The following is a 12439-nucleotide window of genomic DNA, read 5'->3' as shown; positions in this document are numbered from 1 at the left end:
GGAATACATAAAGCAAAAGGCCGGTCGGCGTACCCCGCCGACCGGCCTTTTCAGTTGGGCTTGGGTGAATATTGGGTCAGACCTGGGGATCGTCGCAGAAGGCAACAGTCCGCAGACGCTCGAAGAATTCATAGGTGATGCCGATGATTTCACCCGAGGTGCCCGGCTTTTCCCGGAAGCGCCCCACCGTTCGCACGTATTTGTATCGGTCGTCTTCACCGAGTGCCTGATATATGTTGTGATAGCTCTGCTTGTGCAGACAGGTTCGCTCGAAGCTCTCCATCAGCAGGGGAAGATCGTCGGGATGAATGCGGGAGCCGAACTCTACGAGGCTCATCTTGCCGTCTGTCGCCTTCAGGCCATAGATCCGAAACACATCGGGCGTCGCGTAAAACAGGCCCGTATCGAGGTCGATGCGCCAGAAACCAAACAGCCGAAATTCCTGCATGAGGTCTACGACCTCGCGCTCATCCAGCCCGACGGTTGCGCAATCCTGAAATTCCCGTTGTACGAACTGGTCAAAACGAAGCGGCACGACGACTGTTCCCCCCTGCTGGCCACGGCATGTCGGGACGAAACAGCAGCTAGTTGATGAGCTTTAGACGTATGGCCTTGGCCACCAACTGTGTCCTGTTCACGCAATCAAGCTTTTTGATGGCATTCGTCATGTAGGCATTGATCGTGTGGTCCGAGAGGGAAAGAATCTGGCCGATTTCGATGGAGGTCTTGCCCTGGGCGGTCCAACGCAGGACTTCCAGTTCCCGGGCGGAGAGGAGGTTGGGATTGGCAACCTCGGCGCGGCGCATGCGATCGAATACGTCGAAGGCATGCAGGCTGATCATGTTGAGCTCATTCAGCTCCACCTGCGACAGGCGAGGGCGGTCGCCATCATATCGGAGCAGGAAGCGGTTGCCATCGACAGACGTCACCGGGAAGATCATTCCCATAACAACGCCGTAACGCTCCATCAGGTCTTTCATCGCAGGCGGAAAACTGCGGCCGTTCGGGCAATCGTCATCCTTCAGGTGCCACGTCTGAGGCAGGATCGATTGACTGAGGCGCGGCAGGATGGGGCATGCGCGGAGGAAGTAGTTTTTGTCGAATTCACGGCCGAATTGCGCGGGCAGCGTGCTTTCAAGCATGAATGGAGCCAGAAGCCTGTCGCTCGGCCCAGGGCTAGACATAATCGTTATGTGATCGAGGCCGAACTCCCGTGAGACACGCACCATTCCGCGCATGAAATCTGGACGCGTCCTACTATTCGAAATTTCGTCGCTGAGGAGCGACTGACGTTCCGCGATCATAATGAAGACTATCGAAAGTTGATAAACACAAGTATGTTAACGTTAACAAATATATCAGTTGAAACGAAAAGCCAGCGTTTTTTCATACTCCATAGGTTAAAATTCAAGCAGCATTGGTGAATTGTTAATTTCTTGGGCAAAATCAGAGTGTTGCTGTAAACTTAAATTGGCAGGGATGAGCCCGATTTTACCTCTTCCATAACAGCATAGGTATGCGTTTCGCGCACGCCCGGAAGAGGCAGGATGACTTCCGAAAGAAACTGGCGGTAGGCCTCCATGCCGGCGACGCGCGCCTTCACCAGATAGTCGAAACCACCCGCCACCATATGGCATTCCATTACGTCATCGGAGCGTTTGACGGCGGCGGCGAAGGCGTCGAAGATATCGGGCGTGGTGCGGTCCAGCTTGACCTCGATGAAGACGAGCAGACCTCGTCCCAGCTTCTGCGGAGAGAGCACCGCCATGTAGCCCGTGATAAAGCCGTCCCGTGTCAGTCGCCTGACGCGCTCGCCTGTTGCTGTCGGTGAAAGGTGGACGCGTTCGGCAAGTTCGATGTTGGTGAGCCGCCCTTCCTTCTGCAGGGTACGGAGGATCTTGCGGTCGAGGCGGTCCAGCTCTTTCATTAGTCTCTATCTTTTTCAAGTTTCCCAGGGGTAGCAGCGGTATTTATGCCAAAAATCAGTGAGAAATGCTATTAATCTCTCTGTAGGTTGCCGATAACACGGAGGTGACGATGCTCAAGAATGCCATGCCAGATTTTCCGCAATTCAATGCGCCTTTTGCGGGCGACGACGACAGCCTTGTCAGGGCCTTTGCTGCACGGCTTTCGCTGTCGGGCAGTCGGAATGCCTCGATCGATCGCCGCGCCACCCGCTTCATCGAAGCGATCCGAGGGAACTCCGGTTCGGTCGGCGGGGTTGAGGATTTCCTGCGCGAATACGGCCTTTCCACGCGCGAAGGTCTGGCACTGATGGTGCTTGCCGAAGCGCTGCTGCGTGTGCCCGATGCGCTGACCCAGGACCGGCTGATCGAAGACAAACTGAAGGAAGGCGGCTGGAGCGAGCATGAGGCGCATGGCGACAGCTGGTTCGTATCGGCTTCGGCCTGGGCGCTCGGACTTTCCGCCCGCGTCATCCGCCCTGGTGAGACGCCAGAGGGAGTGGTCCGCGGTCTCGTCAAACGGCTCGGACTTCCCACTGTTCGCAGCGCCACCAAGCAGGCGATGCGTTTCCTTGGCCACCACTTCGTTCTCGGCGAGACTATGAAGGATGCACTGAGCCGCGCCGCCAAGAGCGAGGAGAAGGGTTATCGCCATTCCTTCGACATGCTGGGCGAGGGCGCCCGTACGGCCGAAGACGCCAAGCGCTATTTCAAGTCCTATGCGGATTCGATTCAGTCGATCGGCGCGTTCATGACCAAGCACGGCAAGAGCAAGCAGTTGCCGGATCGCATGGGGATTTCGGTGAAGCTTTCCGCACTGCATCCGCGCTATCTAGCCACCCATCATGACCGCGTAATGCGCGAGTTGGTGCCTGATCTCCTGAAGCTTGCGCAGATGGCCAAGGCCCATCAACTCAATTTCACCGTCGATGCGGAAGAGGCCGACCGGCTGGAGCTTTCGCTTGATGTGATCGCCGCCGTCTTTGCCGATCCTTCGCTTGCCGGCTGGGACGGCTTTGGCCTCGCCATTCAGGCCTACCAGAAGCGCGCACCGCAGGTGATCGATTACATCGACGGCCTTTGCCAGACCTATAACCGGCGGATGATGGTGCGTCTCGTCAAGGGCGCCTACTGGGATACCGAGGTGAAGCGGGCGCAGGAACGTGGTCTCGACGACTACCCGGTGTGGACCCGCAAACCGGCGACGGATCTTTCTTATCTCAACTGCGCTTCCAAACTGCTCGACAAGCGGGCGCGGATCTTCCCGCAGTTCGCGACACACAACGCGCTGACGGTTTCCTCCATTCTCGAACTTGCTGGCGCTGACCGCAGCGGCTTCGAGTTCCAGCGCCTGCACGGCATGGGCGAAGCTCTCTATGACAGCCTCCTGTCCAGCAACGAACGTATCGCCTGCCGCATCTATGCGCCGGTTGGTGGCTATCGCGATCTATTAGCCTATCTGGTACGCCGCCTGCTGGAGAATGGCGCCAACTCGTCCTTCGTTGCCGTTGCCGGCGACAAAAACGTACCGATCGCCAAGCTGCTCGAGCGGCCGGCAGAGCGGCTCGGGCTCGATCAGGGCGCGAGCGCCCGGCACAGCCAGATCCCGCTACCGAAGGAGCTTTATGGCAAGCGCCGCAACAGCGCCGGCTTCGAGTTCGGCCATCGCGAGAGCCTTGCGGCACTGATGGCGCGGCTTGCCACCGAAAACAAATCCGTCGATGCCGCTCCGCTCGTTCCCGGTGCCGCGGGTCAGACCGAAGTCGTCAACGTTCTTTCTCCGTCGGATCGTAGCCGCAAAGTCGGTACCGTGCGTAACGCGGCCCTTGCCGATGTCGATCGCGCATTTGTCACGGGTCGCAAGGGTTTTGCCTCGTGGTCCAGGCAGCCGGCAGAAGCGCGCGCGGCCTGCCTCGAAAAGATGGGCGACCTTCTGGAGCAGAACCGCGATCGGCTGCTGGTGCTTCTGGCTGCAGAAGCCGGCAAGACGCTGGATGACGGTATCGCCGAAATCCGCGAAGCGGTCGATTTCTGCCGCTATTATGCCGAGCAGGCACGCACACTGTTTGCCGAGCCCGAGGCTATGCCCGGCCCGACCGGGGAGAGCAACCGGCTGCTCTGGCGCGGTCGTGGCGTCTTCGCCTGCATCTCGCCCTGGAACTTCCCGCTGGCGATCTTCCTCGGCCAGATCGCGGCCGCACTCGTGGCCGGCAACGCGGTCGTCGCCAAGCCCGCGCCGCAGACGCCGCTCATCGCCTTCGAGGCGGTGAAGCTCTTCCACAAGGCCGGCGTTCCGGCCGACGTGCTGATGTTCCTGCCCGGCGGTCCCGATATCGGCGCGGCCATTTCCGCCCATCCGCAGCTTGCCGGCCTTGCATTCACCGGTTCGACCGGAACGGCGCAGGCGATCAACCGGACGCTTGCCGCAAAGAACGGTCCGATCGTGCCGTTGATCGCCGAGACTGGCGGCATCAATGCGATGATCGTCGACGCCACGGCGCTTGCCGAACAGGTTGCCGACGACGTCGTGATGTCGGCCTTCCGTTCCGCCGGCCAGCGCTGCTCGGCGCTGCGCATCCTCTATCTCCAGGAGGATATCGCTGACGGCATGCTGGAGATGATCGAGGGCGCGGCGCGCGAACTCAATCTGGGAGATCCCGCCATGACGACCACGGATGTTGGCCCGATCATCGATGAGAAACAGACAGCGATGTTGAAGAGCCACGTTGATGAGATGCGTAAGACGCAGAAGGTACGCTATTCGGGACAGGTGCCGAATTCCGGGAACTTCTTCGCTCCTCAGATCATCGAGCTCGACAAGCCCGAGGCGCTCACCAAGGAAGTCTTCGGTCCCGTGCTGCATGTGGTGCGGTGGAAGGCGAAGGATCTGCCGAAGGTGATCGAGTCTGTTGCGTCGACCGGCTATGGCCTGACGCTCGGCGTTCACAGCCGTATCGAGGCGACGATCCGTGCGGTGACTGACGCGCTTGACACCGGCAATGTCTACATCAATCGCAACATGATCGGTGCTGTTGTCGGTACCCAGCCCTTCGGCGGTTCTGGTCTCTCGGGCACCGGTTTCAAGGCCGGCGGTCCTGCCTATCTGATGCGCTTTGCTCTGGAACAGGTAGTCTCCGTCAATACGGCCGCGGCCGGTGGCAATGCCAGCCTGATAGCCATGGGCGAGGGCTGATCGACCAATATAAGCTGGTGGCAAGTGGCATGGGGATGCCGCTTGCCACCAGCTTTTTCAGTTGCCCGAGCGCCTGTGTCCGTTCGAACGGCAGAGGATGCCCGGACGTCTTGACGTGAGGTATCCAGTTTCCCGAAAATCGATTTCGCTTTTTTTGACAGTGCGCTAGCGTGCCTTATTCGCAATCAGGGCGTTCGGCACGTGCGCATCGCTGTTCTTCGCAAAATCCTCTCTTCCATATTCCTCGTTCTGCTTGCATTTCTTGCTTCTGGCGTTGCCGCATGGGCCGCCGACAGCAAGGTGAAGCCAAAGGACGATGATCCGCCGATGAGCTTCATTCTGGTGCGCACTGCCGGTTGCCAGGAAAACTGCCCGGAGTGGATTTCTGCGGAGGGACGCATCACACCAGACACGCCGGCGCGCCTGAAGAAGATGCTGAAGACGCTGGGCAACAAGAAGCCGCCGGTGGTGCTGCTTTCGCAGGGCGGTGATGTCGACGCATTGCTGCAGATGGGGCGGATGATCCGCAAGGCCGGACTGGAAACAGCCGTGGGAGCGACACGGCTCAAGGACTGTCCGACCGCTGATCCCAGATGCAAAGCCGGGATTGCCAAAAAGGGCGCATCGGAAGGGCAGGCCTTTTCATGGGGTGCTTATTGCGTTTCAGCCTGTCCGTTCATGATGGCCGGCGGGACCGTGCGCTCGGCTTCGCAATGGGCGACACTCGGTGTTCATCAGATCACCACGATCCAGCGGAGCGTTATGGTGACCTATGAAATCCAGTACAAGATGGTGAACGGTAAGAAGACGGAGGTCTCGCGCAAGGAGGTGAAGCGCAAACTCCGGAACGAAGGCGAAAGCACGAAGCTTTCCAAAAAGGCGAGGACGAAGCTCAACACCTACTTCACAGAGATGGGGGTGGATCTCGGCATCATGGACTTCGTCAGCAGCGCGGACCCGAAGAATCTGCGCATTCTAAGTCCGGTGGAAGCGCTGAAGATCGGGCTGCTCACGGACATGCTGGCATCTTACGAGACGCCGGGAATGTTGCTTTGCACGGACAAGGACGGGATCGATGTCCGCTGTCACCGCCGTGGACCACCTCCGGTCGCTCCGCAGGCCGCGCCTGCGGTCGCCCCAATCGAGCCGGCGGGCGAGACGGTATCGACCGTCACGGCTGCAGCGCAGGGAGGTTAGGCCACTTGAGTTCGCCGCCGCGCGTTCGCGCTTACAAACCCTTTTCTTCGTATTTGCCCTTGGACATCAGCTTTTCGAGGAATCCGAGCATGACGGCGGAAATGACGAAGGCCAGATGCATCAACGTCAGCCACATGATCTTGCCGTCGGTGAACTGGTTGGCGTTGAGGAAGACCTGCAGCAGGTGGATCGAGGAAATGGCGACAATGGAGGAGGCGACCTTGATCTTGAGGCTGCCGGCATCGAGCTTGCCAAGGAAGGAGACTTCCGCATCGGTTTCGTCGAAGCGGCTGACGAAATTCTCGTAGCCGGAAATCATCACCATCACGATCAGGCTGGCGACGAGTGCAGCGTCGATCAGGCCGAGCATGGCAAGGATCATTTCCGCTTCGCCATATTCGAAGACATTTCCCGCAACCTTCAGGAACTTGTAGCCGAAGGACACCGCATAGACGGCAAGCGCTGCAACAAGGCCGAGATAGAAGACGACGAGGATCCATCGGCTCGAAAGGATGATCTTTTCAACCAGCAGTTCCAGGGACTTCATCTTCCGGGTTCTCCATTGTCTTTTGCGGGCAAATGCTTGGGCGGATGGCACGCGGCGAGACATAAGGCGGGCCATGCTGCACTGCAAGAGGCCAATTGTCCCCGTGGGTAAGTCAGGGGTCGTTTACCCGGCTGCAAGGTGTCAGTTGAACAATTTCTTTTCCATTTGCGCCATTGTTCGGCTATCTGCACGGTTCAATCGCCGGAAAAAGGCCACGGGGTATGGGAGCAGTCCATGGGTGACGTCAAAACCGACATCGAAATCGCACGCGCGGCGCGCAAGCTGCCGATACAGGCCATCGGCGAAAAGCTCGGCATTCCTGCCGCGCAGATCATGCCCTATGGCCATGACAAGGCGAAGGTGTCGGCGGAGTTTATCCGTTCTCTTTCCGGCCGTCCCGACGGCAAGCTCATTCTCGTTACTGCCATCAACCCGACGCCGGCAGGCGAGGGCAAGACCACCACGACGGTCGGGCTTGGCGACGGGCTGAACCGGATCGGTCGGAAGACGCTGATCTGTCTGCGCGAGCCGTCGCTGGGTCCGTGCTTTGGCGTCAAGGGTGGGGCTGCCGGCGGCGGCTATGCGCAGGTGGTGCCGATGGAGGACATCAACCTGCATTTTACCGGCGATTTCCATGCCATCACCTCGGCCCACAACCTGCTTGCCTCGCTGATCGACAACCATCTCTACTGGGGCAACGAGCAGGGCATCGACAGCCGGCGGGTGAGCTGGCGGCGTGTCATGGACATGAACGATCGGGCGCTTCGGGAAGTGGTCTGCTCGCTCGGTGGGGCGACGAACGGTTATCCACGCGAAACCGGGTTCGACATCACCGTCGCCTCCGAGGTTATGGCGATCCTCTGCCTTGCCGTGGACCTTGAAGATCTGGAGCGGCGGCTCGGCGATATCATCATCGGCTACCGACGCGACAGGAGCCCGGTCTTTGCCCGCGACATCAAGGCGGACGGCGCCATGGCGGTCCTGCTCAAGGATGCCATGCAGCCGAACCTCGTGCAGACGCTCGAAAACAATCCGGCCTTCGTGCATGGCGGTCCCTTTGCCAACATTGCCCATGGCTGCAATTCGGTGGTGGCGACGAAAACCGCGCTGAAGCTTGCCGATTATGTTGTGACGGAAGCGGGCTTCGGAGCCGATCTCGGGGCGGAGAAATTCTTCGACATCAAGTGCCGCAAGGCGGGTTTGAAGCCGGCTGCGGCCGTCATCGTCGCGACGATCAGGGCGCTGAAGATGAACGGCGGCGTCAGCAAGGAAGATCTCGGCCATGAGAATGTGGATGCGGTGACGCGCGGCTGCTCCAATCTCGGACGCCATATCGCCAATGTCCGGCGCTTCGGCGTGCCGGTGGTCGTTGCCATCAACCACTTCATTTCCGATACGGAAGCCGAGATCGCTGCTGTCAGGGAATACGTGTCGCGGCTCGGGGCGGATGCTATCGTCTGCCGTCACTGGGCCGAGGGGTCGGCCGGTGTGGAGGAACTGGCAAGGCGGGTTGCTGAAGTCGCAGATTCCGGCCAGTCGGCTTTCAAGCCGCTCTATCCGGATAACATGCCGCTCATGGAGAAGATCGAAACCGTAGCGTCGAAGATCTATCACGCGGCCGAGGTGACTGCGGACAAGGCCGCGCGCGACCAACTCGCGACCTGGGAAGAGCAGGGGTATGGAAACCTGCCGGTCTGTATCGCCAAGACCCAGTATTCCTTCTCGACCGATCCGAACCTGCGCGGCGCGCCCGAGGGACATGTCGTGCATGTGCGCGAGGTGCGGCTTTCCGCCGGCGCAGGTTTCATCGTCGCGATCACCGGAGAGATCATGACGATGCCGGGGCTGCCGAGGTCGCCATCCTCAGAGCGGATCTTCCTCAACGAGCAGGGCTATATCGAAGGGCTGTTCTGAAGCGGCGGTCTTCCGTAGCGACGCATTTCGTGAAAGTGTTGCTTTTCTGCACGGACTTTCCGACGTGTTAAATCATGAATAAAATCATCATGTTTTATATGTTGACTCAAAACATCATGTTTTATACGTGGCGATATCAAGGCGGGTAACCGCTGTCTGCCCAGGTTTTGATAACAACTCGATCGGCTAGGCCCTGCACGCTTCGCGTTTTAGGGGTGGAGGAGCTTTGCCGGTGAAAGGACATATATTTCATGGTCTCCCGGCATTTTCGACCGCTTCTTCTTGCTTGCACAGCCCTTGTTGCCATCGCTCCCGGGATTCCGGCTCTGGCCCAGGACGCCAATACGACGTCTGCAGCTGCCGGCGAAACTCAGCTCCAGACCATCGTCGTGAAAGGTAAGCGCACCGCTAAGGGCGCCGTCTCCGATACGCCGCTTGCAACTCAGACGACGAAGGACGATATCGCGAAGAAGGAAATCGACGATCTCGACGATCTCGGCAATACGACCGAGCCGGGTGTGAGCTTTGTCGAAACCTCGCAGAGCGTGAACATTCGCGGTCTGGAAGGCGACCGCGTGCTGACCACCATCGACGGTATTCCGATCCCCTATCTTTCCGATGCCGTGCGCACCTCATTCGGCGGTGCCAACAGCTACGACTTCTCATCGCTTTCCAGCATCGATATTCTTCGCGGCTCGGACTCCAGCCGTGCAGGCTCGGGCGCACTGGGTGGCGCGGTGCTGCTGCGCACACTCGAGCCGGAGGATCTGATCGGCGAAGGTAAGGACTACGGCGGCATCGCCAAGACGACCTATGACAGTTCCGACAAATCCTTCGGCGGTTCCTTCGCCATCACCAAGAAGATCCAGGACACCTCCGTCCTGTTGCAGGGCAGCTACAAGAAAGGGCACGAGCAGGATACCGGCGGCGACGTCGGCGGGTACGGCTCCACCCGCACCGAGGCTGACCCGGAAGATTACGACAAGAAAAACGTGCTCTTCAAGATCCGGCAGGATCTGGAGGGCGGCCACCAGATCGGGATTACCGCCGAGCATTATGAATTCGACTCGACCACCAATCTGAGGAGCACCCAGGGCACTACCTACGCCCGGGACAATTACGATGAAATCGCCGACCTGACCCGCGATCGCGTCTCGCTCGACTATCGCTACGATGCGATTTCCGCAGACAGCCTGATCGATTCGGTCTTCGCCACGCTCTATTGGCAGAAGACCGAGAAAAGGGACGGGACCGACGGCTATCGTAACACGGCGCCGATCGGCGAATACAGCCGCATCAGCACCAATGAGGAAAAGGCCATCGGCTTTGCCGGCTATGTCTACAGCGATTTCGCCACCGGCGCCTTGCAGCACAAGCTGACTGTTGGAACGGACCTGAGTTTCGCGACGACGACCCAGTTTGCCAAGGGTGAGGATAGCTGCGATGTGACCTACGTCTCCAGCTGCGCGTTCCTGCACACCAATCAGGCCGACATGCCCGAGACGGATGCGAAGAAGTTCGGTTTGTATGCCGAGGATCGCATCGACATCGGTTCCAGCGGCTTCTCGCTGACGCCTGGCTTGCGCTTCGACTGGTACGATTACGATCCGCAGGACACCGCCGGTTACCAGAACAACAGTGGCTATGCCGGTCTGCCGGACGGCCAGTCCGACTGGGCGCTTTCGCCGAAACTGCGCGCCGGCTGGCAGGTACGTCAGGACGTCGAACTGTTTGCGCAGTTTGCTACCGGCTTCAAGGCGCCAAACGTTTCGCAGCTTTATTCGAACTACGATAACGCACCGCTTTATCGTCAGGTCGGCAATCCTGATCTCGAAGCGGAAAGCAGCTATGGCTTCGAAGTGGGCGTAAACCTTGGTGACGACGATTTCGGTGGCCGGATTACCGCATTCACCACCCGCTACAAGGACTTCATCGATGTCGATACGGTGGCGCTTGCTGGATACCGGCTCGGCAGCTACGAGTTCTTCAACCGTGCCAATGTTCGCATTTCGGGTATCGAGGCACGTGGCCAGACGAAGTTCGCCAACGGCTTCAACATACACGGCTCGCTTGCCTATGCTTATGGCGAGGATCTCGATACCGACGAAATCCTGGGTTCGGTTGCGCCGCTCAAGGCAATCCTGGGCGTAGGCTATGAGACGGAAACCTGGGGAGCAGACGCCACCCTCGTTGCATCCGCGGCGGTCCGGGACAGCTCCACGGCAAGCACCAGGCCTGCAGGCTACGGCGTTGTAAACCTCACCGGCTGGTGGGAACCGGAACAGGTGAAGGGTTTGCGTGTTCAGGCCGGCGTCTACAACGTGTTCGACAAGACATATTTTGATGCTCTCGAAGTCAAGGATGTCGCCAATGCTTCCGAGCTCTATTCGGAAGCCGGCCGCTACTTCAAGGTTTCGCTCACCCAGAGGTTCTGAGCAGTATCTGGAACATAGTCCTCAGGACGGCGCCCTTCGGCGCCGTCTTTCGTTTAGTGACTACCGGCAATAACGGAAGTTGCCGTTGCGTTCGAGAATGTCGAGATGCAGGTGGTCCTGATGGGCGGCGTCGCTGCCCGGGGAAAGTACCGTTCGGAAATAGAGGCAGGCGAAAGCGTTCAGGCTGCGCTGGAAGGCGGCGGCAACGTCGGAATCCTCTGGCTTGGCAATGCTCATCGGCGCGGTTCCCTTTTCGAATTCGAGCGATGAAATGTCGATGGCGTTGCCGCGTGCGTGTTCGGAAATCTTGCCGTCGTCCGCGCCGTTGCGGTTGCGGCAGACATAGGCCGAGGCGTGGTGGACTGATGTCAGCGCTCCCTTCTCGGGCAGAGCGAGGCGGGCTGCCGGCTCCAGCATGTCGCGGGTCATGCGTGCAAGCTGAAGTGCGGTATCGCAGCGGAGCGTTGCCTCCGGTTCAAGCTTCACCTTTGAGGAGAGCGAGGTCACGCTGAGCGGCCGATCGATGCCGCATCCTTCGCCATCGTCGATACGGGCGAGGGGTTTGAACTGCACTCCGAGGGTAGACAGCTCCTTGGTGCATGCCTCGAACGCGGCGGGGTCCTCTTTCTCGATGGGCGTCGGAGGTGGCGGGGCCGGGGCTGGTGCTGGTGCGGGGGCGGGGGCGGGAGTTGGTTCCCCTGGCGGTGGTGTTGCCGGCGCTGGAGGTGCCGCTGTCGGCGTTGGCGGTGCCGGTACCGGCGGTGTTTCGGTGGGCTTCTCCGCCGGGACCGTCTTCACTGCGTCAGTGGCAGGGACCGCTGGCTTTTCCTCGGGAACCGGTAGAGCCGGCGTCGAATGCTCGGGGCGCGGTTCCGGTACTGGAACGTCATCCGCGCTGACTGCGGCGGGCGCAGTCGAGAGCAGGAGGCAGAGGAGCAGGGTCGTTTTTCGCAATAGGCCGTCTCCGTTGTTGCGGACAGGGGATAACGGCCAAGGGAGCGGGAAGTTTCTCCGCTTCACTTTCCTCCAGCGTTTGCAGGGCTTTCGATTGCGAGGTACTTGCGCATACCGCTGCATGACGGTATGTGTTTCGCCATGATCAAGTCTTTGAACATTGGCAACTGGTGGTGGGCACGCTAACGCGGCCTTGACCAGTCATGTCCAAAGACAAGTGACCCAAAGCCGCCCG

9 protein-coding genes are annotated in these 12439 nt (G+C 59.6%); 4 read left to right on the top strand and 5 right to left on the bottom strand.

Annotated elements, in window-relative coordinates; translation table 11 throughout:
* Positions 1 to 76: 76 nt before the first annotated feature.
* The 3 genes from H4I99_RS24435 to H4I99_RS06470 form a co-directional block, all read right to left on the bottom strand.
* A complete protein-coding gene (locus tag H4I99_RS24435) occupies positions 77 to 535 on the bottom strand; it encodes a PAS domain-containing protein (RefSeq protein ID WP_163900228.1) in 459 nt (152 codons plus the stop codon).
* Positions 536 to 584: 49 nt separating this feature from the next.
* Entirely contained in the window at positions 585 to 1316 is a 732-nt protein-coding gene (locus H4I99_RS06475) for a helix-turn-helix transcriptional regulator (protein ID WP_163905769.1), read from the bottom strand.
* A 149-nt stretch (positions 1317 to 1465) separates the two neighbouring features.
* Positions 1466 to 1927, bottom strand: a complete 462-nt coding sequence (locus H4I99_RS06470; protein ID WP_099058513.1) for an Lrp/AsnC ligand binding domain-containing protein — start codon at positions 1925 to 1927, stop codon at positions 1466 to 1468.
* A 110-nt stretch (positions 1928 to 2037) separates the two neighbouring features.
* Here H4I99_RS06470 and putA point away from each other — a divergent pair, with 110 nt between their 5' ends.
* Together putA and H4I99_RS06460 are read left to right on the top strand one after the other, a co-directional pair.
* Positions 2038 to 5157, top strand: coding sequence for a bifunctional proline dehydrogenase/L-glutamate gamma-semialdehyde dehydrogenase PutA (putA, locus tag H4I99_RS06465; RefSeq protein ID WP_163900227.1), 3120 nt, complete (start codon positions 2038 to 2040; stop codon positions 5155 to 5157).
* A gap of 201 nt (positions 5158 to 5358) precedes the next feature.
* The gene (locus tag H4I99_RS06460) at positions 5359 to 6354 is read left to right on the top strand and encodes a COG3904 family protein (RefSeq protein WP_163900225.1); all 996 of its coding nucleotides are present in this window, start codon (positions 5359 to 5361) and stop codon (positions 6352 to 6354) included.
* A gap of 31 nt (positions 6355 to 6385) precedes the next feature.
* Here H4I99_RS06460 and H4I99_RS06455 read toward each other — a convergent pair whose 3' ends face one another.
* Positions 6386 to 6901 carry a TIGR00645 family protein gene (locus tag H4I99_RS06455; RefSeq protein ID WP_163900223.1) on the bottom strand — a complete coding sequence of 172 codons (516 nt, stop codon included), beginning with the start codon at positions 6899 to 6901 and terminating at the stop codon, positions 6386 to 6388.
* A 234-nt stretch (positions 6902 to 7135) separates the two neighbouring features.
* On the opposite strand from H4I99_RS06455, the gene H4I99_RS06450 reads away from it, so the two are divergent.
* Both H4I99_RS06450 and H4I99_RS06445 read left to right on the top strand, forming a co-directional pair.
* On the top strand, positions 7136 to 8815 hold the full coding sequence (locus H4I99_RS06450; RefSeq protein WP_163900221.1) for a formate--tetrahydrofolate ligase: 1680 nt from the start codon (positions 7136 to 7138) through the stop codon (positions 8813 to 8815).
* A 251-nt stretch (positions 8816 to 9066) separates the two neighbouring features.
* Complete coding sequence (locus H4I99_RS06445) at positions 9067 to 11250, top strand: TonB-dependent hemoglobin/transferrin/lactoferrin family receptor (protein ID WP_163900219.1); 2184 nt, start codon at positions 9067 to 9069, stop codon at positions 11248 to 11250.
* 60 nt (positions 11251 to 11310) lie between these two features.
* On the opposite strand, the gene H4I99_RS06440 is transcribed toward H4I99_RS06445, so the two are convergent.
* Positions 11311 to 12327, bottom strand: coding sequence for an extensin-like domain-containing protein (locus H4I99_RS06440; RefSeq protein WP_244624929.1), 1017 nt, complete (start codon positions 12325 to 12327; stop codon positions 11311 to 11313).
* Positions 12328 to 12439: the final 112 nt, after the last annotated feature.

The sequence above is a fragment of the Paenirhizobium daejeonense genome, from assembly GCF_014280875.1.
GTDB classification, from domain to species: domain Bacteria; phylum Pseudomonadota; class Alphaproteobacteria; order Rhizobiales; family Rhizobiaceae; genus Allorhizobium; species Allorhizobium daejeonense.
Note: the sequence above shows the minus strand (reverse complement) of the source record. Positions and strands in the feature narration are given on the sequence as shown.

Excerpts from the sequence above, each read along its gene's own strand:
- H4I99_RS06470 (WP_099058513.1), bottom strand. The coding sequence starts at position 1,927 with ATGAAAGAGCTGGACCGCCTCGACCGCAAGATCCTCCGTACCCTGCAG.
- putA (WP_163900227.1), top strand. The coding sequence starts at position 2,038 with ATGCTCAAGAATGCCATGCCAGATTTTCCGCAATTCAATGCGCCTTTT.
- H4I99_RS06455 (WP_163900223.1), bottom strand. The coding sequence starts at position 6,901 with ATGAAGTCCCTGGAACTGCTGGTTGAAAAGATCATCCTTTCGAGCCGA.
- H4I99_RS06450 (WP_163900221.1), top strand. The coding sequence starts at position 7,136 with ATGGGTGACGTCAAAACCGACATCGAAATCGCACGCGCGGCGCGCAAG.
- H4I99_RS06445 (WP_163900219.1), top strand. The coding sequence starts at position 9,067 with ATGGTCTCCCGGCATTTTCGACCGCTTCTTCTTGCTTGCACAGCCCTT.
- H4I99_RS06440 (WP_244624929.1), bottom strand. The coding sequence starts at position 12,327 with ATGCAGCGGTATGCGCAAGTACCTCGCAATCGAAAGCCCTGCAAACGC.